Consider the following 23458-nt stretch of genomic DNA (forward strand, 5'->3'; position numbering starts at 1 on the left):
TGTCGTTCTTCCCTTCCTCTCCTGCTACATTCTCTCGAACTGACTTAAAAACCGCAAATCATTCGTATAGAAATGACGAATGTCGTCAATGCCGTACTTGAGCAGCGCAATCCGCTCTACGCCCATGCCGAAAGCAAAGCCGCTGACTTCGTTCGGATCGTAGCCGCCCATTTCCAGAACGCGCGGATGCACCATGCCGCAGCCCAAAATTTCAAGCCAGCCTGTCTGTTTACACATCCGGCAGCCGTGTCCACCGCATTGCACGCAAGTAACGTCAACCTCGGCGCTCGGCTCCGTAAACGGGAAGAAGCTAGGACGAAGGCGAATTTGCGCTTGCGTGCCGAACATTTGCTGTACGAATTGCAGCAGCGTACCCTTCAAATCGCTCATGCGAATGTTTTTCCCGATGACAAGCCCTTCGATCTGATTGAATTGGAACGAATGCGTCGCGTCGTCATCGTCGCGGCGGTATACTTTGCCTGGGCAGATGATTTTGACCGGCTTGCCGTTCATTTGCTTCATCGTGCGAACTTGAACAGGCGATGTATGCGTGCGCATCAGAATGTCCTCGGTGATATAGAACGAATCCTGCATATCGCGGGCCGGATGGTTCTTCGGCAGGTTCAGCGCCTCAAAGTTGAAGTAGTCGGTTTCGACTTCCGGTCCTTCGGCGATAGAATAACCGAGTCCAACAAAAATGTCCTCGATTTCTTGCGCCACTTTGTTCAGCGGATGAACAGCGCCAGTCGGCAGCGCTTTGCCTGGCAGCGTGACGTCGAGCGTCTCTGCACGCAGCCGGTTTTCCGTTTCAGCCTGCTGGAAAGCAGCCTGCTTCTCTTCGATGACCGATTCAATTGCAGCGCGAACCTCATTGCCGACTTGACCGATGATCGGGCGCTCTTCCGCGCTCAATCCGCCCATGCCGCGCAGTATTTCCGTCAGGGCGCCTTTCTTGCCCAAATATTTCACTCGCAGATCGTTTAATTGCTGCGGATTGTCAACATGCTGCAGCTCCTGCAGCGCTTCGCCGCGCAGCGCCTCCAAACGTTCTTTCATTGCTAACCGCCTCCGTCTTTAATGTTCATTCATTCTCAAACATGAAAACAAAAAAAGCCCTTCTCCCGCAAGGGACGAAGAACCGTGGTACCACCCTAATTCGGATTGCCTGCCCTCATCAGCTGCACCGCCCTCGCCAAAATGGCGGTTCGATGCACCGATCGTTGGCTGCAATCCCTTCATCCCGTTAACGGCGGGAACCGGACCTTCCCTACGCGCGCATCTAGCATGCGGTTCAGGCGTCTGCTCTGGAGTGAATTTCAGCGGACCTGCTTCGTAAAGACGCTCTCAATCCTCGGCGCCTTCTCCCTGTTCGGCTAAATCGGCTTACTTGTCTCCTTCATCGCTTTGAAGCTTTGTACATTACGATATATTATAAGCATTTCCCGGCTGCGATGCAATAATAGAATATACCGCCGCTTACCGCTTCAGCAGTCCTTTCTCAAACGCATAGCGCGTCAACTGGACACGATTGTCGAGGTGCAGCTTTTGCAAAATGTTTTTCAGATGATTTTTTACCGTATGCTCGGACAATCCGAACGCAGCGGCGATTTCCCGATTCGACTCGCCCGTTACGACCCGCTCCAATATCTCTTTCTCCCGTTCGGTAAGCGGCGTCGTTACCGGATGATCCTTAACCTGTCCGCTCTTTGCCGATCCGGCAACCGACTTTGGCCCGCCCCCTTTCGCGGCGGCGGAAAATTCCTGCAGCAGCCGATAGGCAAGCTCCTTCGACATCGGCGCTTCGTCCACGGCTATCCCGCGCAAATAGTCGTGCCAGGCCGCAGGCGCAATATTTTTGAGCAAATACCCTTGCGCTCCCCGTTTGATCGCTTCGAACAGGTCCGTAATATCATCTGATACGGTCACCATAACGATCTTCAGCTCCGGGTGTAAATCCTTCAGCTGCTGCGTTGCTTCGAGTCCGCCCATTCCGGGCATGTTGATATCCATAAGCACCACATCCGGCAGCACATCATCGATACGCGCAATCGCCTCTTCGCCGCTCGCCGCTTCTCCGGCAATTTCAAAGCCGGGATCGCCGCTTAGAATATCGCGCATCCCTTCCCGCGCATGCGGATGGTCGTCTACCAAAAAAACTCTTATTGCTGCCGTCTCACTCAGCTTTGCCGTCACAGCCACACCCCTTTTCCGCTAATTTCGACCCGCGTTCCCCGGCCTTCGCCGCTCTTGAGCTCAAAGGACCAACCCATCTTCTCCGCACGATCACGCATCATCTTAACTCCATACTTACCGTTTGCTTCAAGCTCCGAAGGCGCTGCGCCTGTACCGTCGTCGGCAATGCTGCAGCGAAAACCGAACGTCCCGCCGGCTGGCGTTTCCTCGCCCCTTACAACTGCCTCAGTCGCCCCTGCATGCTTTCGGACGTTTAACAGCGCCTCCCGAATAATGGCCAGCAGCTCGATTTTGGCTTTGCTGCTGAGCGCATCCTCGCTAATTCGCCATTCGAACGATACGCGTATGCCGCTAGTCTGCCGTATTTCCTCCGCCAGCATATGAATCGCCTTCATCCAAGTGACGTCGGCCTGAACGGCGGCCGACTGCAGATTGGCGATCGATTGGCGGACATCCTCGTAAACATGCTTGATCGTCCCCCGGATCTGCTCTCTCGTCTCCTTCGCCGCTTCCTCAGATGCCGCTTTCTCCAGCTTATCCATTTTCACCGACAGCATAAACAGCGACTGCGATATGCCGTCGTGCAGCTCGCGCGCCAACTGCTCGCGCTGCTCCAGCGCCGCTTTATTCATTCTTTCCCGCTGCAGCGCTTCCTGCGTCTGCTCCAGCTTGGCGAACAGACCGCGAAGCAGCGTCAGCGTCACTGCAAGAACAATAAGCGGAGCCAATAAATTGCCCAAATCCATCGAAATGTACGGGAGCAAAAAGGCGTGCCGCGTATATTCCCATAAACCGATCGTTACCGTCGGTATCCATAATATAAGAAACTTCAGCCATTTATAAGACAAAAGGCGTTCCTCCCCCGCATGAACGGCGTTATCTTTTTCAGTTTAATCGATTGCTGGCTATCGGACAATTGCCGTTCCGGTGAACTCGCGTATAAGTCGGCCGCATAGCGCGCATGATGTTAGAACATGGAGGGGCAATTCGGTTCCGCCGGATATGCCGAAAAGGAGGCTAATAGCTTATGTTCGACGTAGGATACAAAATTGCCGAGCTTAACGACCGCGCGGATGCGCTCGAGGCGATCCGCCAGTTGGAACGCCAGTTGACCGATCAGCTCGGGACGACAATTTCGCTGATCGCCTATGAAACGGAAGACGAGGGTTAAGGAGCAGGCCCTTTATTGCTGCACCGAAAAGAGACAAGCCCGTTTGCAGGCAAACGGGCTTGTCTCTTTTCTATAGAAGATAATAGTGATCATTTAGCCCATTAGTGCGGAATAAATTCTCGCTGTCACGGGGATGAAATCGGCAGGTCCGCCTTCGGATGCCGCAAAGCCGTTCGGCGGCGATACGACCGGCGAATGCCGGCAGTTGGACAGGATGACAATGCCCATGTTGTAGTACGGATCGATTATCGTCATCGTGCCTGTCCATCCTTTATGCCCGTAAGCGCTGCGGCTCGGCCCCCAATTGAAATAGGAATACGAATCTCCGGTTGCGGAATGAAGCCGCCAGCCCAGTCCGATGGTGGACGAGCCTTCTTTTTCTGAATCGGGATCATATGGCTTGGTGAATTGCTTCACCGTCTCTTTGGAAAACAGCCTTTTGCCGTTATAGATTCCGCCGTTCAGCATGAGCTGAAGCAGCGCGCCCACATCGGCTGCATTCGAAAACAGTCCCGCATGACCCGAAACGCCACTCATGCAATGGTAAGCCTTCTCGTCATGAACTTCCCCTTGCAGCGTATATCTCCTTATCGGAACGCCGTCCCCAAAGGAAACATGACCATCCCTCGTATTGCCGTTCAGCTCCGTAGCCGCAATTCCGGAAGGTAGGAAGCCCTTGCTCAAAGGATTAAATACGGTATGCCTCAGCCCCATCTCAGCATAAATATGCTCTTCGGCGTAACGGTCCAGCGGCATGCCGCTGATCTGCTCGACCAGCAATCCTAAAATAATATAACCGACATCGCTATATGCGAATACAGTGCGGGGGCGATATCGCAGCGGAGTCCGGCAAATCGTGTCGATCATCCCGGACCGGTCGGCGCCCGCTTCCGCTTGGTACCAAAGGGGGCCCGCGGCGAGCCGGTTCGGATAAGCCGGGTCGGGAAGAAGTCCCGCGCAGTGATGCAGCAGATCGCGAACCGTTACGGTTGCTTTTCCTTCCGGCGTTATGTTTAATCGCTCCTCAGCCCCGGATTGCAGCAGCTCCCACGTTCCCTCAGAGCTTGCATCGGTGAACCGCTCCCAACCCGGAAACGACTGTAGCGTCCGGTCGAGCTCCAGTCTCCCCTCGGAAACGAGCTTCTGAACCGCTAAATTGGTCGCGTACATTTTGCTGTTGGAGGCGAGATCGTACAAGGTCTCCACAGATGCCGGCGTCCATTGCTCCTCGGGCAGAAGCGCTGCCAGCCGCGTCTCGTCTTGCTGCGCCGCTTCTTCGGTTTCGTATTTTTTAGCGTAGCCGTATGCCGATAATTTGGCGATTTTCCCATCCTTGACGACGGCGAGCGCAAGTCCCGGGAAGCCTTTCGCTATTTCCTCGCGAAGATAGGCATCCAGCAGGTCTAGCTTTTCTTTCGAAAAACCGACAAGCTCCGGATCGGCAGGCGTAAGCCGATCGTATGCCGCCGCTTGTTTTCGCAACAGAAAGACATACTGTCCAATGGTCTCCAGCCTAAACTGAAACCGCCGCTCCAGCACTTCGGTCGACAAATAATAGCGGTTGTCCTCGTAATAACCGTCAATGTCGGTGAAAACAAATTCGGGATAGCCGCTCAGCATCGGTGCGGTTATATTGCTTCCTGCCCGATTCGTATTCACATTAATATCAAGCCGCTCACATCCGTCATGAATGCTCAGCAGGTTAGCGGTTCCTGGAGACGCTCCGTCAAACGGGTAATCGTTCATTCCATACCGGGATTCGAAGCCAAATGCTTGCTGCACCGACTCCACGGCAGCATACCGCTTCCCATTCTGAGAGACGAATGCGGCTGCCTCTAGCGGTACCGGTTCTGCGAACACGCGCGCGTCCCTGTCAATTAGCCAAATCTCAGCTTTTCCTTGCGCCGCTTGAACGTAGCGCATGTCTGATCCGAATGCGCGGTCTTCCTTCACTATAAAACCGTAGCTTCCATCCGGCTCCCCGCCCTCAAACGTATATACGAGCGTTTTACCGAAAGACCCGTCCAAAGCTTCCTCCAGCTTTCCCGGAATACCGCCTTGCAAAGAATAGGCTGTGAATCGTCGCTCAAGGCGGCTGTCGAATATACAGTCACTGCCGTTCCGGTAATGAACAATCAGCATCGCTCCCTCCCGTCTTCTCAAGTCATCGTCAGACCTGTATCGCATCACGCTTACTCCCCCTTTGGTTTTAATACGCTCACTATATCATGAAATTTTATTTTAATTCAATATTGTATAAGTTGACATTTTAGTTTATTATGAGAAGCAAGAGAGACTTAACCGGTGAGTCGCTCGCCCGCTTCAATCGTTTGGGACATAGAAAGATATTAAGGGAGGACTTGTCAGGATGAAACGAGTGTTAAGCAGTGCAGTTATGATGATGATGGCTTTTACCCTCTTACTCAGCGCATGCGGAAAGTCGAATAATTCGCCTTCCGATGCAAACGCTTCCAAAGGAACGAACGCTCCTACGGCCAACACAGAGAAACAAGCCGAAGAGAAGGTTACACTGCAAATGGGAAGCTGGCGGACGGAAGACAAAGCAGTATATGAGAAACTTATCGCCGAGTTCAACAAGAAGTATCCGAATATTAAAATCGAATTCGCACCGACCAAAAATACGGAATACAATACGGTCTTGAACACAGCGCTGCAAACCGGCGGCGGTCCTGATATCATTCATCTTCGTCCTTACGCGGCGGGCATCGGCCTCGGCACAGCCGGCTATATCGAGCCGATTACCGGCCTCGCTGGACTCGACACCTTTTCCAAAGATGTTCTTGCAGCCGCAACAGGCCCCGACGGAACCGTATACGGCGTTCCTATGGCTCTGAATATTGTGGCTGTTATGTACAATAAAGATATTTTCGAGAAATATTCGTTGAAAGAACCTGCGACTTGGGCCGAAATGCTGCAAACAGCCGAAACGCTGAAGTCGAATAAAGTAACGCCTTTCGCCTTCGGCTCCAAGGACGGCTGGATCATGTCGCTGACGCAAGGCGCAATCGGCCCTTCCGGCTACGGCGGCAGCGCATTCGCCGCGCAGCTGGAAAGCGGAGAAAAGAAATTTACCGATCCCGCTTACGTGAAGTCGATTCAATTGATGAAAGATTTAACGCCATACTTCCCGGATAAATTTACAGGCATCGGCGCAGACGACATGAGAACGCTGTTCGTGACTGGCCAAGCGGCTATGTACGTGATGGGCGATTTCGACGCTGCCGTTGTCCGCTCGCAAAATCCGGATCTGAAATTCGACGTATTCGCGGTTCCGCCGCAAGAGGCAGGCGGCCAGCCGACCGTAACGAGTTACGTGGACGGCTCTTATGCCGTGAACGCAAACTCGAAGCATAAAGAAGAAGCCAAAAAGTTCCTCGAGTTCGCTACGACAAAAGAGTTCGGACAGCTGTTCTCCACCGAAATGAACCGCGTCAGCCCTGTTCCGGGCGTAGAGGTAGCCGAGCCACTGGTAGCGAAGTATGCGGAGCTCGCAAATACGATTTCGACGCCTTATATCATTTTGAAAAGCTTCAACCAAGGCAACCCGACTTCGAAAGCTACGCTCGAAAATGCGATGCAAGGCCTCTATCTGGATAAAAACACGGTCGATCAGGTTGCAGCCGAGCTTCAAACAAATGTAGATACGTGGTTTAAGCCTTAATCGGGTGGCAGTTGGCGCCGGACGTTCCGCAACGCTAGGACGGTATCACAACCCTTCTGGCGATCGCGGCAAACAGCGCAACACGCTTGCCGTTATGCGGAACGTTCGGCTTTTATTTCAGTAATCGGGGTGAAAACGACTGCATGGTCCAGAAAAAATTAAAAGCCTTTGCAAGTAAAGGAGTCATCCATCTATTCCCGATTCCGGCACTGGCTTTCTACGCTTTATTTGTCCTTTATCCGATATTCGCCGCCTTCTCGTACAGCTTGTACAATTGGCAAGGCATCAAGAAGCTCGATTTCGCCGGCTTGTCCAATTTCAAACGACTGCTGACGATGGAGCCTTTCAATCATATGTTTTGGAACGCGCTGCAGCACAATGTCGTCTATTTTGTCGTCCAAATGGTCGTGATGAACGGCATCGCCTTCGTGCTTGCCTATATGATCTACAAACGGGTCAGAGGCTCTGAATTTTTGAAAATCGCCTATTTCCTTCCGAGACTGCTGTCGGTTATCGTCGTCGGCTTTCTATGGAAGCTGATTTTAAATCCGACCTACGGCACCTTGAACGTACTGCTCGAGAAGCTGGGACTGTCCTCGCTGACTCGAACTTGGCTAGGCGATCCCGATACGGCACTGATTTCTATCATTCTAGTCAACTGCTGGTTCGGCATCGGCCTCTCTATCCTGATCTTTCTTGCCGGTCTGCAATCGATTCCGGGCGAGATTCTGGAGGCAGGCGAGCTCGACGGCGCCACCGGCATGCGCAAGCTCACATCGATCGTATTGCCGCTGATCGCGCAGCCGATGGTCATGATTACTGTACTGACGTTTATTCAATCGTTCGAAGCGTTCGAGCTGGTGTACGCGATGCAAGGCTCGATGGGCGAACCGTTCTATTCGACGGATACGCTGGCCGTCTTCTTCTATCGTACCGCATTTGGCGGTTCCGGCGGGGATACCGTTGCCATCGGACTCGGCTCGGCTCTGGCAGTCGTTATGTTTGTTATTATTGCGACGGTCTCGGCCATCTTTCTCGCTTTGACAAGGAGGCTGAATCAACAATGAGACCCAAGCTTTACGTCGTCGCCCTTCGCCATCTGATCGGCTATTTGTTCGCGATCGTCAGTCTGTATCCGGTGCTGCTCATGGTGCTGTCATCGTTAAAATCGACAATCGAGATTATGACGAAGCCGCTTGCGCTGCCGACGGCCCCTTCGTTTTCGGCCTACGCTAAGCTGCTCGATCAAATGCCATTCGACCGCTATTTTTTGAATAGTTTAATCGTTGCGGTAGGCAGCATCGCGCTCATTCTCGTTTCCTGCTCGCTGGCCGCCTACTATATTTCGCGGACTTCCTATCGTTGGAACGGCGCGTTAATGTTTATCTTCCTGCTGGGCATGATGATTCCGGTCAAGCTGGGCATCGTCCCGCTCTTCTTGCTCATGAAGGATCTAGGCCTGTCCAATTCGTTAGGGTCGCTGATTTCGATCTACACGGCCATCGGGATACCGATCGGCATTCTGATTTTGACCGGCTTTTTCCGTACGCTGCCAAGGGAGCTTGAAGAAGCGGCGCGGATCGACGGCTGCTCGGACATTCAGATTTTAGCGAAAATCCTATTGCCGCTTATGCGTCCCGCACTTGGAACCGTTATGATTATTAATTTGGTCACCGCTTGGAACGATTTCTTTTTCCCGCTTATCTTCATTCAAGACGAAGTTAAGAAAACGATACCTATCGGCCTTATGTCTCTGTTCGGCGAATATTCTTCCGACTGGAGCACACTGTTCGCGGGGCTGACGCTCGCCTCGATACCTATGATCGTCTTTTTCTCGGTAGCTTCCAAGCAGTTTATGGAGGGACTGACGGCAGGAGCCGTCAAATAACGTTAATTACGACAAACAGCATGCCGGTATTTAGGAGGAAGAGAGAGAATGGTCAATTTAAACGAACTGGTAACGGAACAACGCAATGACAGTACGCTCGAGTTGAGCGAATTGCCTATTGATCAAATATTGAAAATTATGAACGAGGAAGACCGGTCGGTCGCCGACGTCATTCAAGGGCTGGTGCCGGAAATCCACGCCGCTGTCGATAAAACGGTTGAATCGCTGAAAAACGGCGGCAGGCTGATCTATATCGGCGCCGGAACGAGCGGCAGGCTCGGCGTGCTCGATGCCTCGGAATGTCCGCCTACGTTTGGCGTAGACGAGCGGCAGGTGCTCTCGATCATTGCTGGAGGCGACTCCGCTTTTATTACCGCCGTAGAGGGCGCCGAAGATGATCTGGCGCAAGGCGCGATCGATTTGAAAAACAATCGGCTGACCGAGAAGGACGTCGTTGTCGGCTTGACGGCCAGCGGCAGAACGCCTTATGTAATCGGGGCGCTAAGCTATGCGAAAGAAACGGGCGCCGCCACTGTCTCCATTTCTTGCAACAGTCATTCGGAGGTTAGCCGCATTGCCGATCATCCGATCGAAGCGGTCGTCGGGCCTGAGGTGCTGACCGGCTCTACCCGCTTGAAAGCGGGAACTGCGCAAAAGATGATTTTAAACATGATTTCTACCGTCACGATGGTCAAGCTGGGCAAAGCGTATAAAAATTTGATGACCGATTTAAGCGTCAGCAACCATAAACTCCGCGAAAGAGCCCGCCGCATCGTCATGCTGGCAACCGGCGCGGATTACGAGATTGTCTCTCGAGTGATGAATGAGACGAATGATCAAATTAAAACGTCGATTGTGATGATTAACGCCAATGCCGACCTGCAAGCGGCGACCGACGCGCTTGCGGCCGCGGACGACTATGTGTCGCAAGCGATCGCCTCTTTGCAGCGAAACTCGGAGGAACAAACAGCGCCATGAGTTATGTCATCGGAATTGACGGAGGCGGAACAAAAAGCCGGCTATTGCTCACCGATCTGTCGGGGCGAACGATCTTGGAGAAGCTCGGCGGCCCTACCAATCTGTATGCGCTCGGTCCAGAGGCGACTGTGCGCGAGCTGCACGGCTTGATTGATGCGGCTGTGAAGGAAGCCGGACTTGCAATAGAGGATTGCAGCGCGGTTTGCCTAGGCAATGCCGGCGTCGACCGGCCCGAGGAACGGCTGCACTTCGAGCGCATGCTGGCCTCCTGCGGCATTCAAGGAAAAATCACTGTTACGAACGACGCCGAGACCGTGCTCGTAGCCGGCAGCGGCCGCCGAGAGGGGATCGTTATTATTTCCGGCACCGGCTCTCTCGCCTACGGCATAGACGACCAAGGCATTCGTACTCGCGCAGGCGGCTGGGGGCATCTCGCCGGGGACGAAGGCAGCGGCTTCGATATCGGCATACGCGCCGTTCGATCGGCGCTGTGCAGCTATGACGGCCGAGAGCCAGAAACGCTGCTGCTTCCTTATCTATTGGAAGTATTGAAGCTGGAGGAAGCAGAGCAGCTTAAAGTTTTTGTCTATACGCATCAGGGCAAACAGCATATCGCCGCTTTAGCGAAGGTCGTATACGACGCCTATCTGAACGGTGACGCCAAAGCGGAGAATATTTTAACGACGGCTGTAGAAGGCTTGTACGAGCTGGCGGATACCGTTATTCGCCGTATGGAATACGGGCAGCGCGAGTTTCATCTCGTATGCGGAGGAAGCATTTTCAAGTACAATCATTATGTGTTTGCGGAGTTTTCCAGACGGATCAGAGGTACTTATCCGGGCATACGCATTGTTATTCCCGATCGGGACGCGGCGTACGGCGCTGCCAAAATTGCTTTGCTCTCGCTTTAACAATCCATTAATATAGACATGAATGAAAGATGGTAGATCTTAACGCTTGGAGGAATGTGGCTATGGATGGCGGACTCATCCGGCTTAAGGCGATCGTCGACAGCTTGCCCGCATCGGAGAAAAAAATTGCCGAATATATATTGAATCATCCTGAACGCGTCGTACAGGCGACGGTCTCCCAGCTCTCGGAGTGGAGCGGCGGCAGCACCGCTGCGATTATCCGGCTGTGCAAGTCGGTCGACGTGTCCGGCTTCCAGGAGCTGAAGCTGAAAATCGCCGGCGACTTGATGGGCGAGCAGAAGCAAGAATATACAGAAATTCGCCCTAACGACACAATTGACAACATTATTCAAAGCGTGTCGACCAACAATATTCAATCGATTCGAGATACGATGAAGGTTATCGATCCCGTTCTCGTGGAGAAAGCCGTCGACGCGCTCGAACGAAGCGACCGCCTTCATTTTTACGGCATTGGCGCTTCGAGTCTTATTGCGATTGACGCTCAAAACAAATTTATGCGCATCAATAAGACAAGCTTCGCCTTTATCGATACGCACGCGCAGCTTATGGATGCGACCGCGCTGCGGCCTGAAGACACCGTCGTGTGTATCTCCTATTCCGGCGAATCGTCGCTTGTCATCCAATGTATGAAGTATGCGAAAGAAAGCGGCTGCTCGACCATCAGCATCACGCGCTGGTCAGACAATACGCTCAGCTCGATGGCCGATATTCCGCTCAAAATTACGTCGACGGAAAATGAAGTCCGCAGCGGCGCGACCTCATCGCGCATTACGCAGCTGAACTTGATCGACATCCTCTATCTGGGCGTCGTCAGTCGTAACTTCGAGCAATCGGTCCGTTATCTGGAGAAAAGCCGCAAAGCGATCCGCGGCAGCTCGCACTAATCACAACAACGCCCGCCCAGCTTAGCCGGGGCGGGCGTTGTCCGTTATCTTTGACCTTCCTGGTCTTCCTGCAGTTTCAACAAAAAGAATATATAATCGGTTGGAACCCCTGGATACCCTTGCTGCCGCAGCATCGCAGTCACATTGCCCCGATGATACGTCCCATGGTTGACCACATGCTGCAGAATGTCAGAGAAGCTTGTATCGAGACGGCCGTATCTCGGATGTTCGATAGTCATTGCCTTGTCCGGATCAGGCGTACGCCGCAGCAAATCACGGAACTGCTCGGTGACGCTGGCGAACAGCTGCCGCATCTCGTCAACGCTCTTGCCCTGCGCCTCTTCTGTCCAGCCCGGAATTTTCGGGAAAATGACCTCATTCGGAACGTTTTCAAGCACCTGCATATAGAGCTGCTCGAAGATATAGATATGTCCGAGTGTTTTCGACACGGACGGGAACACGCTCGTCAGTTCCGCATGAAACACTTCCTTCGGGAGCTGCTCCAGATGAGTGAATAACTGATCGTTTGCCCAAACATGATATTCGTACAATTGATGCGATTGTTGATTCATAATGAAATCCGCCTTTCCATCATTCATCGTCATTTGACTGCCGCAGCGTCACCTCAATTGTACACTGGGTTCGCTGACAACCACTGTCAGTGAAGTTCAATCGGGATCGTCTTCGTAATGCTTTGCGATACCGCGCGCCATTTCCTGAATCCGGCGCTTCAGCTCCAGCGGCTCCCGTATGCGAATAGCCGTACCAAACGTCAACATATACATCGGAAGGTATTTATTCATTGTCGGGACATCGAGCAGGAATCGCGCCTCCCCATCGGTCCGTTCCGTCAAATAGTGGCGCAGATGCCAGTGGCCGCAAACCGCATTCAGCGTATCCGAGTCTCCCTCGATGCGGATAACCGTCAGCGGTCCCTCCGCCTCGCGTCCTCGTTCGGAACGGTCGCGGAAATAGGCCGACGCCGAGAAATGCTTCGGCTTATCGAACCGTGCTTCGGTCAGCTCCAACCTTATGATGCGATCCACGCGGAATGTCCGCATTGTCTGTGAACGATGACAGAACGCGACAACATACCATTCATTTCTGTCATAAGCCAATCCGTATGGATCGATTTCACGTTCACCCGCCTGCTCCGCAATTTCTTTGCGATAGGCAATGCGGACCGTTCGCCCATCTTTCTCCGCCTGCTCGAGATCCCGCAACAACGGAACGACGGAAGGCGGACGCGCCGGAGAAATCACATCCAACCCGCTCGTCTGGCGGGACAGGTCGTGACGCTGCTCCTCGTGCAGTCCGCTTTCCACTTTCTTCAACGCGCCTTCCAACTCATCCGTATACGGATAACCGGCACCATGCGCAAATTTAAATGCATCTACAAGCGCCTTCAGCTCTATAGGATTGAAGAATAATGGCGTCTCCTTGAAGCTTTCCAGGATGAAAATGCCACCGTCATGGCCTGATTCCGCGATGAGCGGCACCCCGCTGGCGCACAATGCATCGGTATACCGGTACACCGTGCGAACGCTGATCTCCAAGCTGTCCGCGATCTGCGAAGCGGTTAGCTTCCTTCCGGATCGCAGCATCCAAAGCATAGACAGCATGTTATCCCATTTCGCCATCGTGCACTTCCTCTTTTCCTACTATTGCAGATTCGAAATCGAGATTTCGCTGATCTGATTAACCCGAATATCCGCTTTCGACAAATCCTGATTGCCGGAATTCGGATTGATGAATCCGATACAGATCATACCTGCAGCTTTGGCCGCAGCTACACCGTTTCTGGAATCCTCCAATACAACGCAGCTTGCAGGCTCCACGCCCAACTGCTTAGCCGCCTCCAGATAGACGTCGGGAGCAGGCTTGCCTTTCTCTACCTCTTCACCGCTGACGACGCAATCAAATTGCTCGTACAAGCCAAATTTCTGAAGCACTTCCCGAATGAATACCATGGGTGAGGAAGATGCGAGGCCGACTTGAATCCCGTTTTGCTTCAATTCTGCAATCCATTCACGAATACCCTAGATCGGTTCTATATCCAAACTCCGCAAATAATCAATTTTGGACGCCAACTGGACGGCAATAATTTCTTCTTCCGTCTGGGCGATTTCATAGGATTGCTTGATGCTCGTCCACATTTCCATACTGGTCATTCCAACAAAACGTTCAAGCTCCTGATGGGTCATATTGACGCCGAGATTTTTCAAGCTTTGCAAATCCATCTCGAAATGAATCGGCTCGCTATCGATAATAACGCCGTCCATGTCAAAAATAAAAGCTTCCATTCGAATACTCCCTCTCTCGCTAGTTTTTGTCGCTCGGGAAAGTCAGCAGATAAAAGACTCCTCCAGCATACCATGTATCCATTCCAGTAACATGCTTTTGCGAGTATAACAGTTCAATACTGGACTTGAAGTGAGGGTAAGCGCTGCGGGTCAGAGGGTTCTTCCGATCGCCATTAAAGCCTGATTCCTTTATGTTATAGAGGTTTGCAGTAGGAATCTGGCTTTAAAAGCGACCACTGCCGTTTCTCCAGAATCCCTCTGCCCCTTCGCTTTACTCAACTTTTTGTTAAGCAATAAGTAAATGGTTCATGGAGACTGGAGCGCCCGTAATTCTTTAATTTACTTAACCATAGTATGGTTCAAATCCTCATTCAGATTATTGTAGGAAATAACCGTAAAAACACAAGTCCCTCTATTGTAAAAACCTGATAGTTCAGTTAACTTCCCAGCTGCCCAACTATTTTTTTCTCTTTCCGTCAGCCATGAGGTCTCTTCTAAACCATATTCTTCTTCATGTATAAAACCTAAATAATACTGACAATCCTGCATTCCTTTTCTCTTTAAATATCTTCTCATTTTTTGGATATCATCCAAGAATGGAGTAATCGTTGTATACTTCGCTTTATACTTCAACTCAATAACCGCTAGATATTCAACTACTCGATTAGCAAGATGATCCTCTTCAATATCATTTATTCTTACTATTGCGATATCAATGCGCTCTTCATACCCGTTATTCATTTCCGTAAAAATTCTAATTTTGTTCTCCAGAAGGAATGTGTCAGAAAGTCTCGATCTTAAATGAGAGTAGAAAGCATTTTTCAAACTGTCCTCAAGTAGTAAGAAGTAGTTTGAATAATCAGCTCTAATGTTATTTATCCAAGCTTCTTTAATGGCTCTATCGATCTCAATTATCGTCATTTTCTTCTGCCCCTACCTTCTATTTCATACCTGCTCGCCTTAATCGATAGCTACAACATCCTCTTCGCTTTTGTACTCAATAATATCTCCAGGCTGGCAATCCAGTGCCTTGCAAATCGCCTCTAACGTGGATAATCGAATCGCTTTCGCCTTGCCGTTTTTCAAAATGGAAAGGTTGGCCATCGTTATTCCAACTCGTTCCGCAAGCTCGGTTACGCTCATTTTTCTTTTAGCCAACATAACATCAATATTGATAATAATCGCCACGTTATTCACCTCAGATCGTCAGATCGTTTTCTGATTTAATCGCAATCGCCTCTTCTAAAAGTCTTTGAAGAACTGCCGCAAAAACCGCAATAACCAAGGAGGCAAAAATCATAACCAATCCGATTACAATGACCCCCGGGGCGTCGTCTTTCTCTGCAATCAGGTAGAAGAGCGGCATCCCTGCTGCAAACAAGCTGCTGAATAGAATAGCACAGTATTTTATGTTTTTTAAAGCGCGAACCGACAATTCCGAGAATGCCTTGCTCTTATCAATATAACTTAAAAGCTTAAAGGCTTGGTACAGGGCAGCGTAAAAAGGGATTGCCGTTGCATACAGATCGATAAAAACAAGATATCGCAGGTACGTCATATCCGGGTACAATTCAACCGCAAATTTCGCGATCAAAGGCACAATAAACACGTAAATAGCAAGAGCCGGGATTCCAATCAGAATAACGGCTGCCCTTAAAAAAAGCGTTGTTCCTTGTTTCATAAAAAGCTCCTCGCTTCGCTTTGAATTTATCTCGACTTTACCACAGGATTTATTGTTTTACAATAAATATATGTCGCTATTAAATATATTATTGTTGTTATGCATGCAATTCATCCCCTTTTCGGTTTAGTTGATCTCAAATACACTCAGAACGCGAAGAGGCCTCCGAATCTCATTCGGCGGCCTCTTACGGTAAGCTGTAGTTAACCCTTCAATTAGACTAAACGCAAGGTTACTTTTTTAGAAAGAATAGAACACCGTTTTGCCTTCAATAAAATCTTTGCATTGACTACCGCAGAGGGCGGCAACGTCATTGGCAATCCAACCATTGTTATTGTTGTCTCGAATAAAGAAACAGTAGCTGATGAAAATATCCATAAAAATTAGTCCTTCGATATATCGGATATCGTCGAAAGAGAAATTACTTTTGGAGGCATAGCCTTCTAAAAACGTTTTTCTTACTTCTTTTGGGAGAATCGATGAACCGCTTCCTAAATCGAACAAGTAATAGCCATACCCGCTTAAACTGAAATCAATCAGTCCCGGACGCCCATTATTGATGATAATATTATTCAACTGCAAGTCTGCATGGATGATTCCCCAGGCCTTATCCCGGGAGTCCAATTGAATGAGCTGCTGCTTAACGATATGAAGAACTTCCTTGATCATCTCAAGCTGTTCGATTTGATATAAACCGATTTCAACCCCATAATGCAATTCGTTTATGGCAAAATCTATCCGCTTGGCGTCATAAACCGGCCGAATGAAAGAAGGCGCCGGATTGAATTGGCGAGTAAATTCATGAAAGGCTCCTAGCTCTTTTCCCAGTGCAAATGCCATCTCTTCCATGCTGCCTTCTTCAAGGGACAGCATCGACCCTTCCATCCAAGTCAATAGCGTAGCGAAGCATTGTGTCCCATGCTCACCGGATTGGTAGTCCGTAACAAGCTCTCCGAAGCGATTGGCAACCGGTTCTTGAACTTGAATGGTTCCACTCGCAGAAAGCCCCTTCAGCAAAGCCATTTCTGACCGCAATCCCTCGAGGGTATGCTGTATACCGCTGAACCCTTCAGATACTGGATTATGAATGCGCAATAGATAGTTTCTATTATTGTGATTATCTCTAATTTTGTAGATCATATTTTCACTATGACGTATAAACTCGATTTCAGGATCTTCGAACGCATAGAATCCTAGTATTTCCTTTGCTAAAATGGAATGCTCCATGTACGTCACTCCCAATTGAATGAAATCTTGTTATTGTAAGTTGATCTTTTTTCCCACTATAAACCAAATTATTAGATTATGGTACACTATTCATCCCTAAAATAAAAAATAGAGCCTATCAGAAGAAATACTCTGAAGACTCTATCCTTTTCGTCCTCCAAGCAATTCAATCCCGGCCCGCTTCGTAAAGCTTCTGCGCCACCATGGCCGGCCTTGTGCGCGTATCCGTCATGTGATCCCCGTCGCCGACAATTAGACGAAACTGGCCGAGCCGTGTGGACATATGCGGATTCCAGCCGAAACCTTCTCCTTGCGGCAATGCATTGTCCTGATAGAAGTAGACATAGCTTTTAGGGGTAGGCAGGGAATAGAATGCTTTGAGATCCAGCTTCTCGAAAAGCGGCTTAGCCGGTTCAGGCGTGATGACCGCATACATGTCGCTAGCTACTTCCAAGGTGGCTGTATTGACGAACAAATCCCGAAACAGTGGAAACGGGAGCATAATCGTATCGTCATTCGAGCTAGCTCTAAGCTGTTCAAAGCCTTGCCTCGTCTGAGGTGGCAACTCATCGGCAAGCGATTCGCCATCCTTCAATACGAATGCGTCCCAAAAGACAAGGCGCTTAATTCGGTCCGGTACCTGTTCAGCTGTCTTCTGAATGACGGTTCCGCCAAAGCTGTGTCCGACGAGAATGATATTGTGAAGATTCAGCTTCGTAATAAAGTCGACTACGGATTTCGTGATCATCGCATGCGTAACATTTTTATTAAGGTCGTTCCCGTGACCGGCATATTCAGGCGTATAAACGGCATGCCCGTTGTTCCGCAGCACTGCCGCTATCCCATCCCAGAAATGGGCATCGGCCCATGAGCCATGTACAAGCACGAACGTAAGCGGCTGTTGAGCATATTGGAGGCTTTCAACAGTCCCCTTGATGCCATGCCGCCAGAAGTAGCGTTCACCTTCAAAATTAGGGGAATAATGCCAGTAAGGGATGAACCGATAATCCATATAAGGAAATTGATAAATGTTCGGGCGATAAGGATACATGCTCAAACTTCCTCTCGAATCAACATATATCAGCTTATGCCTAATGGGTTTGAGCGGTTCCGCACATGATGTAACGCCATTTACCTGTTGACATTTTATGGTGAAACATGTATAAAATCAAAGCCAAGTCGCACGACAGAAAAGGAGGATCTGCATGCATAAAGTAATCAAAATCAGATATACGCTCTACTACGGTGAAACGCCCGATGCGAAATGTTTCGGGTATATGGAGCTGAATCAGGAGGGCAATATGATCGCCCTCTTCAATGGGTACGGTGAGGAAATAGACATGTATGGCGGACATGAATTTATTAAAGTGCGGTCACTGGGCAAATTTGACAACGAGGATCGTGATCATTTTTACTCCCTGTTAGAAAGCGACGGTGTAGGATAATTTGATAATAGGTACGATAGGCTGACGATTCGGGTGCTAATGCACTGCGAAAAGTCAGCCTTTTGATTTCATCTCGCCTTGTTGAGTAACCGGCACGATATAGTAATCCCCAAACCTCATCTTGTCAAGAAATAATGAGCGAATGTGCGACATAGCAGGGTGCCCCCCTTACACTTTCGAATTATGAATGAATTTCCGCGCAGGATGAGCGATATCGCTTTTTTCAATTCAACGAGCTTCACGTAAAATGATTTTCAGGTGATGCGGGATACGCAATTCGCACACAATGGACGGAACAAAATGAACAATCAGGAGGCAGAAGATGGACGAACAGGCTCAAGTAGCAAGAGGAGTGAAGAGCGGAGCTATGCTTACCGCTTTGCTCATTGGTGCATTTGTCGCGTTTCTTAACGAGAATTTACTTACCAATGCGTTTCCGGGATTGATGAAGGAATTTAACATTGCCGCCTCGACCATCCAATGGTTATCAACGGGTTATATGCTCGTGATTGGCGTACTTGTGCCAGTTACCGCATTACTGCAGCAATGGTTCACAACTCGCCAGATGTTTATGACTGCGATGGCGTTATTTTTGGCCGGAACCTGCTTGTGCGCAGTTTCCCCGGGATTCGGCATCTTGCTGTTGGGCAGAATTGTGCAGGCTTGCGGGACAGGATTATTGCTCCCGTTGATGATGAATACGATCCTCGCCCTCTATCCTCCTGAACGCCGAGGTGCCGCCATGGGTCTCATGGGTCTGGTCATCATGATCGCTCCTGTCATCGGACCGGCTTTGTCTGGTTTGATTATCGATACTTTGCACTGGCGGTGGCTGTTCTACATGGTGATTCCTGTCGCACTGTTTTCGATTTTTTATGCATTCATGCACGTGAAAAATGTGACCGAATTGACCAAACCAAAGGTCGATTTTTTATCCATCGTCCTTTCAACCGCAGGCTTCGGCTGCGTCACCTACGGCTTCAGCCAGTCCAATATCTGGTCCCAGATGGAGGGTTACGGAACACTTGCCTTAGGCAGTCTCTTTTTGATTTTACTTGTATGGCGACAGCTTACGATCAAAGTGCCGTTGATCGATCTTCAAGTGTTCCGGTATCCCCTTTTTTCGCTTGTTGCAATATTGGTTGTCGCTCTTATGATGGTTCTATTCGCCACAACGACACTACTGCCGATTTATATGCAGGATGTGATGCAATGGACCGCGTTCGCGACCGGCTTGCTTCTGATGCCAGGCTGCATTTTGAACGCGATCATGATGCCGTTGTCGGGGAAATTATTCGATAGATTCGGGCCGAGATTCGTGATTGTGCCTGGGCTGTTCCTGATCGCCATATCACTATGGCTGTTTACCGGCATCGACAGTAGCACAACGCAAGGTTCCATTCTAATCAAACATGTCCTCTTATTCTTAGGCATGTCGTTCGTCGTCATGCCGGCTCAAACGACAGGGTTGAATCAGCTTCCACGTCACCTGATCCCTCATGGCACGGCCATATACAATACGCTCCAACAGATTGCAGGGGGAATCGGCATCGCTTTGTTCATCGGTATCATGTCGTCTGGAGCCAATCGTTATCTTCACCATTCACTCGATCCCACTGCCATGAATGAGAGGACACAAAGCTTGGTATCCGGTCTGCAAACGGTTTTTTGGATTGAATTTATAGTTGCCTTACTTATATTGGCGCTGGGTTGGTTTATAAAAAAATCACCCGAGCATCATTGATTCATCGCTAGACACAGAGCACTCCACACCTCGAAAAGATACAAGTAACGCTGAGGTTTTGTACCTGCATTAATGTGAAGATGCGCCAACTACCATATTCAAGTATTTTATCAATCCGTCTTTGGCCCGTGGATCGCTTGTCCAAGCTCCTAGATTCCAACTCATATATCGAAGCCCCAGGTAACGAGATGCAATTTCATAAAGCTAATTAAAACTAATAGTGCTTTATAATCTTCGATTTGTTCTGAAGTTTCGCAGCGCAGAGGGACATCCAGAAATTTCTGTTACTCATTCACTGCAAAAGTATACAGCTTTCCGTTTTCATTCACTCAATCGTCTTCATCGCATTTATCAAATATAATTTCAAAGTCACCTTCGGTTATCAGCAAGTTATAGGCCTGCACTGAAGCAAATAAAGAGTCTGCTGATCGAATGCCCACTCGATATCGAGAGCCCTGCCAAACACATGCTCACAACAGGCTGCTAACTGGCGAAGCTTTTGAATTTCTGTTTCATTCAGACAAGCTTTGTTTGCGTATGCCCTTTGCTCAATAAGTTGACCCTCACTGCCTATGCGAAAAAAATCAGGTATGATTTGACCCGATGCAATCGGCTCTCCAAATCCCCAGCTGGCTTCAATAATGATCTCTTCTGCTTTAGATACGGGGTCTTGCGTAAAAAGAATCCCGGACACTTTTGCAGATACCATTTGCTGTAGAATAACCGCCATCCTAGGTGTCTCAGTGATCCCAAACCTTTCGTTGTAAAGCTTCACTCTCTTAGAAGAAGCCGATTCTCGGACAGCAATGATTGCTTCCTTAATCCCAGAGATTGAATCTAGATTCAAGAAGGAAACATATTGCCCTGCATAGCTTCTGTGCTTGCTATCTTCACCGATAGCGGACGATCGAACCGCAATTGGCCCCAGTTCACTTAAAACAAATGGCAGCTCTGTTTCCAACGAGATTTGACCCGATACCCACTGATCCACTAAGGAATTGGAAAGCACAAACCCTTTCGGAACGGGGAGTTTATTTTGAATCGCAAGGTTTAATTGCGTCGCTTTGCCTCCAAACTCAAGCGAATTTGCTGCTTTCTCTAGAGGTACCAAGTATGGATACCGATTCATTGGATCACTCCCAATACAATACCAGCGGTCGCATCCAATCGAATCTGATCGCCATCCTTAATAGAAGTTGTTGCCGTTTGACAGCCGACAACGCAAGGAATATTGAATTCTCTGGCTAGAATCGCCGCATGGCAGACGACGCCGCCGCGGTCGGTAATGATGCCCGTAATCAGATGGGCTACCTCAATAAAATCAGGGGTTGTCATTGTTGTTATAAGAATATCGCCCATTTGTATCTTCTGAAAATCTTCTTTATCCAAAACGATACAAGCTCGTCCTTGAGCACTCCCTCTGCACGCGGTAGACCCGCTTGCTAGAAATTCCTCTTCAGCATGGAGGGTTTTAGCAGTAGGGCGAACTTCTTGACGTTCGTTCAATAACGCGCGCAACTCTTTGCTCCAAGGATTCTCTTTGGACACCTGCCCCCCCTTGATCCCTAGTTCTGAGAGCGCTTCCCATAAATGCATTTCAAAAATTGCTTGATCAAAGCACATTATGAGGTCAAATGGTGTCATTTCATCAGCTCTTCGAAGGGCAAATATATATTTGGCCTTTGAATAAGGCAGGTAGTTTGCGAAAAAATCCAATGTCTCCCTTGTCTCGTGAATGGCATGTCGCATTTGTAATTCATTTTCAGTTGAACGATCCAATTGATACTTGTAAATGCTTTGATAGGCTTCCCTTAAAATCAGCTTGAACTTTTGAATTTGTTCGCCGTAAGCGTTTCTGATCTTGTTGAAGGCAATCTTCCCCTCTCATTTTAAAAAAACACAAAAAAGACCATGGCATCATCTCCCATGGTCTCTTGGCTAAACTGAAAAACATGTCTTTTTAAACAAGAACAAGTTTCTCAGCTATTTTCAAAATAAATAGCCTCTGACTATAGATGGACGAGATGAAATTCTTTTTATTTGTTTATCGATCGTTGTTTGAATTGTCATCATCGCACTCACCTCTCTTTTTTTGGTAAATAAAAAATAACATATGCTGCATTATCAGTCAATCCTTTTTTGAAGCAACATAATTCTGGAGATCCTTGTCATCATACTCGTACGGTGAAGGGTAAACCGGAACCGTCTAAGCTGATTTGTTCGCCTGTATTACTTTAGCATTACGAACGGCTTCTTTCCATATTAGCACCACTAGCAATGGCAATCCGATCAAACCCGTCACCGTATGAAGCGGAGTCACCATTGGAGGATTGATAAAATATGAAACCGTATTTAATACAGACACGATAACTGCGCCGATCATGGCCGCTACCGGTAGTATAACGCGGTAATCCTCCCTTCTCGCAAGCCACCTTGCAACATTCGAAGCGATCAATCCAACCATTGCCCAGTTCCCTACTGTCGTAATGGCCGTTCCCGTGAGAATAGTTGCTAACACGATAAAAATGATTATGAGCCACATTGGATCGTCATTGGAATTTCCATTCATTCGACCGGATAACCAGAAAGAAAGAACAAAACAGATTAGACTAATTGGAATCAATAGAGAACCTGTGCGAAATAAACCAGTTTGCAGATTAGCTATAAATGAGATTTCAAGCTCCCATTTCAGTACCAAAATGAACAGCACTACGACAAGCACGCCTACAACCACCAGACCTCCGACCAAACGTCGCAATCCTTTTGCCTGGATTGGAATTGCAAGTGAAACAAGATAGGCAATCAGTAAGCCAATCCCTGCCCCCAGCGTACCTATTATTGAGACCGCCCATTCATTTTGTAATTCAAAGAGATGTATGGCAATCAAAACAGCGAGAATGCCGGCAGGCACTAGTCCTAGAGTAGAAGGACATATTACTGTAAAGCGAGTCGCACGCTGCAGCAGAATACCAGCCACTCCCATGGCAGCACCATAGAGCAGCGTATTCATTGTTAGGGGCAACCGTATTTCGGTAAAGATTCTGCCTTGAGTCGATTCAGGAACTCTATTTAAAGAAATATTGAAAATATCGGAAATCGATAGAGAGAATGCACCGCCATGCATTAATGCAAATAAAAAGGATGCCAGCGTCACGAACAAGCAGCCTGCCAGCAAAATGATGTTATTTCTTGTAAAAAGTCGTATCGTGCTGCTTTCCTTCAAACCGTTCTGTTCCATTCCTATCCTCCGCTGTTATTTAATAATTACTTTTACTTTTTCGGAAGACATGGGCATTTTCATTAGGAACATTTTCCTACTTGTTTTGCAAT

The 23458-nt window shown here is 49.0% G+C and carries 23 protein-coding genes and 1 pseudogene; 9 read left to right on the forward strand and 15 right to left on the reverse strand.

What is annotated here, in order from left to right:
• Nucleotides 1-24 precede the first annotated feature (24 nt).
• The 3 genes from pheS to ACFVTB_RS22360 all read right to left on the reverse strand — a co-directional run bounded on the left by pheS (nucleotide 25) and on the right by ACFVTB_RS22360 (nucleotide 3041).
• Complete coding sequence (pheS, locus tag ACFVTB_RS22350) at nucleotides 25-1056, reverse strand: phenylalanine--tRNA ligase subunit alpha (protein ID WP_387754213.1); 1032 nt, start codon at nucleotides 1054-1056, stop codon at nucleotides 25-27.
• 420 nt (nucleotides 1057-1476) lie between these two features.
• Nucleotides 1477-2118 (reverse strand): response regulator, encoded by a 642-nt coding sequence (locus ACFVTB_RS22355; protein ID WP_387754354.1) that lies wholly within the window; start codon nucleotides 2116-2118, stop codon nucleotides 1477-1479.
• A gap of 71 nt (nucleotides 2119-2189) precedes the next feature.
• Complete coding sequence (locus tag ACFVTB_RS22360; protein ID WP_387754215.1) at nucleotides 2190-3041, reverse strand: sensor histidine kinase; 852 nt, start codon at nucleotides 3039-3041, stop codon at nucleotides 2190-2192.
• 179 nt (nucleotides 3042-3220) lie between these two features.
• On the opposite strand from ACFVTB_RS22360, the gene ACFVTB_RS22365 reads away from it, so the two are divergent.
• The gene (locus ACFVTB_RS22365) at nucleotides 3221-3364 is read left to right on the forward strand and encodes a hypothetical protein (RefSeq protein ID WP_387754218.1); all 144 of its coding nucleotides are present in this window, start codon (nucleotides 3221-3223) and stop codon (nucleotides 3362-3364) included.
• Between the two features lie 93 nt (nucleotides 3365-3457).
• Here ACFVTB_RS22365 and pbp4b read toward each other — a convergent pair whose 3' ends face one another.
• Entirely contained in the window at nucleotides 3458-5551 is a 2094-nt protein-coding gene (gene pbp4b / locus ACFVTB_RS22370) for a penicillin binding protein PBP4B (RefSeq protein ID WP_387754357.1), read from the reverse strand.
• 181 nt (nucleotides 5552-5732) lie between these two features.
• Between pbp4b and ACFVTB_RS22375 the strand changes: the two genes are divergently transcribed.
• The 6 genes from ACFVTB_RS22375 to ACFVTB_RS22400 all read left to right on the forward strand — a co-directional run bounded on the left by ACFVTB_RS22375 (nucleotide 5733) and on the right by ACFVTB_RS22400 (nucleotide 11728).
• The gene (locus ACFVTB_RS22375) at nucleotides 5733-7046 is read left to right on the forward strand and encodes an ABC transporter substrate-binding protein (RefSeq protein ID WP_387754221.1); all 1314 of its coding nucleotides are present in this window, start codon (nucleotides 5733-5735) and stop codon (nucleotides 7044-7046) included.
• A 143-nt stretch (nucleotides 7047-7189) separates the two neighbouring features.
• Nucleotides 7190-8113, forward strand: a complete 924-nt coding sequence (locus ACFVTB_RS22380) for a carbohydrate ABC transporter permease (protein ID WP_387754224.1) — start codon at nucleotides 7190-7192, stop codon at nucleotides 8111-8113.
• Nucleotides 8110-8934, forward strand: coding sequence for a carbohydrate ABC transporter permease (locus ACFVTB_RS22385; protein ID WP_387754226.1), 825 nt, complete (start codon nucleotides 8110-8112; stop codon nucleotides 8932-8934). The genes ACFVTB_RS22380 and ACFVTB_RS22385 overlap by 4 nt, the downstream gene beginning before the upstream one ends.
• A gap of 48 nt (nucleotides 8935-8982) precedes the next feature.
• Nucleotides 8983-9912, forward strand: coding sequence for an N-acetylmuramic acid 6-phosphate etherase (murQ, locus tag ACFVTB_RS22390; protein ID WP_387754229.1), 930 nt, complete (start codon nucleotides 8983-8985; stop codon nucleotides 9910-9912).
• On the forward strand, nucleotides 9909-10823 hold the full coding sequence (locus ACFVTB_RS22395) for a BadF/BadG/BcrA/BcrD ATPase family protein (RefSeq protein ID WP_387754232.1): 915 nt from the start codon (nucleotides 9909-9911) through the stop codon (nucleotides 10821-10823). Before murQ ends, ACFVTB_RS22395 begins: the two co-directional genes overlap by 4 nt.
• A 62-nt stretch (nucleotides 10824-10885) precedes the next feature.
• Nucleotides 10886-11728 (forward strand): MurR/RpiR family transcriptional regulator, encoded by an 843-nt coding sequence (locus tag ACFVTB_RS22400; protein ID WP_387754235.1) that lies wholly within the window; start codon nucleotides 10886-10888, stop codon nucleotides 11726-11728.
• Nucleotides 11729-11772: 44 nt separating this feature from the next.
• Here the strand turns inward: ACFVTB_RS22400 and ACFVTB_RS22405 are convergent, their stop codons facing one another.
• The 8 genes and pseudogenes from ACFVTB_RS22405 to ACFVTB_RS22440 all read right to left on the reverse strand — a co-directional run bounded on the left by ACFVTB_RS22405 (nucleotide 11773) and on the right by ACFVTB_RS22440 (nucleotide 17990).
• Nucleotides 11773-12300: a DinB family protein gene (locus ACFVTB_RS22405; RefSeq protein WP_387754237.1), complete on the reverse strand. Its 528-nt coding sequence runs from the start codon at nucleotides 12298-12300 to the stop codon at nucleotides 11773-11775.
• A 96-nt stretch (nucleotides 12301-12396) separates the two neighbouring features.
• Nucleotides 12397-13368 (reverse strand): helix-turn-helix transcriptional regulator, encoded by a 972-nt coding sequence (locus ACFVTB_RS22410; protein WP_387754240.1) that lies wholly within the window; start codon nucleotides 13366-13368, stop codon nucleotides 12397-12399.
• Nucleotides 13369-13389: 21 nt separating this feature from the next.
• Nucleotides 13390-14031, reverse strand: a pseudogene (locus ACFVTB_RS22415) (HAD family hydrolase).
• Nucleotides 14032-14370: 339 nt separating this feature from the next.
• Nucleotides 14371-14952 carry a hypothetical protein gene (locus ACFVTB_RS22420; protein ID WP_387754243.1) on the reverse strand — a complete coding sequence of 194 codons (582 nt, stop codon included), beginning with the start codon at nucleotides 14950-14952 and terminating at the stop codon, nucleotides 14371-14373.
• A gap of 39 nt (nucleotides 14953-14991) precedes the next feature.
• Nucleotides 14992-15219: a helix-turn-helix domain-containing protein gene (locus ACFVTB_RS22425; protein WP_387754246.1), complete on the reverse strand. Its 228-nt coding sequence runs from the start codon at nucleotides 15217-15219 to the stop codon at nucleotides 14992-14994.
• A gap of 10 nt (nucleotides 15220-15229) precedes the next feature.
• Nucleotides 15230-15712, reverse strand: coding sequence for a DUF2975 domain-containing protein (locus ACFVTB_RS22430; protein ID WP_387754249.1), 483 nt, complete (start codon nucleotides 15710-15712; stop codon nucleotides 15230-15232).
• Between the two features lie 240 nt (nucleotides 15713-15952).
• On the reverse strand, nucleotides 15953-16939 hold the full coding sequence (locus ACFVTB_RS22435) for a phosphotransferase enzyme family protein (protein WP_387754252.1): 987 nt from the start codon (nucleotides 16937-16939) through the stop codon (nucleotides 15953-15955).
• Nucleotides 16940-17105: 166 nt separating this feature from the next.
• The gene (locus ACFVTB_RS22440) at nucleotides 17106-17990 is read right to left on the reverse strand and encodes an alpha/beta fold hydrolase (protein WP_387754255.1); all 885 of its coding nucleotides are present in this window, start codon (nucleotides 17988-17990) and stop codon (nucleotides 17106-17108) included.
• A gap of 154 nt (nucleotides 17991-18144) precedes the next feature.
• On the opposite strand from ACFVTB_RS22440, the gene ACFVTB_RS22445 reads away from it, so the two are divergent.
• Complete coding sequence (locus ACFVTB_RS22445; RefSeq protein ID WP_387754257.1) at nucleotides 18145-18384, forward strand: hypothetical protein; 240 nt, start codon at nucleotides 18145-18147, stop codon at nucleotides 18382-18384.
• Nucleotides 18385-18706: 322 nt separating this feature from the next.
• The gene (locus ACFVTB_RS22450; protein WP_387754260.1) at nucleotides 18707-20128 is read left to right on the forward strand and encodes an MDR family MFS transporter; all 1422 of its coding nucleotides are present in this window, start codon (nucleotides 18707-18709) and stop codon (nucleotides 20126-20128) included.
• 382 nt (nucleotides 20129-20510) lie between these two features.
• Here the strand turns inward: ACFVTB_RS22450 and ACFVTB_RS22455 are convergent, their stop codons facing one another.
• From ACFVTB_RS22455 to ACFVTB_RS22465, 3 genes are all read right to left on the reverse strand, one after another.
• On the reverse strand, nucleotides 20511-21257 hold the full coding sequence (locus tag ACFVTB_RS22455) for a PEP/pyruvate-binding domain-containing protein (RefSeq protein ID WP_387754262.1): 747 nt from the start codon (nucleotides 21255-21257) through the stop codon (nucleotides 20511-20513).
• Nucleotides 21254-21907 carry a PEP-utilizing enzyme gene (locus ACFVTB_RS22460; protein WP_387754265.1) on the reverse strand — a complete coding sequence of 218 codons (654 nt, stop codon included), beginning with the start codon at nucleotides 21905-21907 and terminating at the stop codon, nucleotides 21254-21256. Before ACFVTB_RS22460 ends, ACFVTB_RS22455 begins: the two co-directional genes overlap by 4 nt.
• 427 nt (nucleotides 21908-22334) lie before the next feature.
• Nucleotides 22335-23366, reverse strand: a complete 1032-nt coding sequence (locus tag ACFVTB_RS22465) for an iron chelate uptake ABC transporter family permease subunit (RefSeq protein WP_387754268.1) — start codon at nucleotides 23364-23366, stop codon at nucleotides 22335-22337.
• Nucleotides 23367-23458: the final 92 nt, after the last annotated feature.

Origin of the sequence: Paenibacillus sp. NPDC058071 (assembly GCF_042885235.1) — a bacterium.
In the GTDB taxonomy this organism is placed as follows: Bacteria; Bacillota; Bacilli; order Paenibacillales; family Paenibacillaceae; genus Pristimantibacillus.